Annotated in this window: 1 pseudogene; it reads left to right on the forward strand. The window is 47.2% G+C overall.

Annotation, left to right across the window (positions count from 1 at the left end):
• Positions 1-97: 97 nt before the first annotated feature.
• A pseudogene (locus ACSZPU_RS26350) lies at positions 98-340 on the forward strand (methyl-accepting chemotaxis protein); the annotation flags it as partial.
• Positions 341-411 lie beyond the last annotated feature (71 nt).

The following is a 411-nucleotide window of genomic DNA, read 5'->3' on the forward strand; positions in this document are numbered from 1 at the left end:
GTGAACCCAAGTCAATCGTAGGGATAGGTTGTTTAAGCACTACCATCCTGCATATTGAAGTTACTTGGGTATAACATCATCAATTCGTGGGAATTCTCGTGATGAAACCGGGCAACTTCTTAACGCACTCGATGCCATGCAGATGCAATTACGCTCGCTTGTCGAGAAAATTCAGGATTCAGCAGCCTCAATTGACGAGGCCGCCAGAGAAGTGGCTATCGGTAATACGAATTTATCGAGCCGTACAGAAGAGCAAGCCGCCTCTCTCATCGAGACATCGGCCAGCATGGAGCAATTAACGGCCACGGTGCGCCAAAACTCCTCTAACGCACAGCACGCTAGATAGTGTCGTCACGAGGATAAAAATCATTGATAATAGGGCCTTCTAATCAGAAGGCCCTATTATCATGA

It is taken from the genome of Phytobacter sp. V69 (assembly GCF_965644215.1).
GTDB lineage: Bacteria > Pseudomonadota > Gammaproteobacteria > Enterobacterales > Enterobacteriaceae > Phytobacter.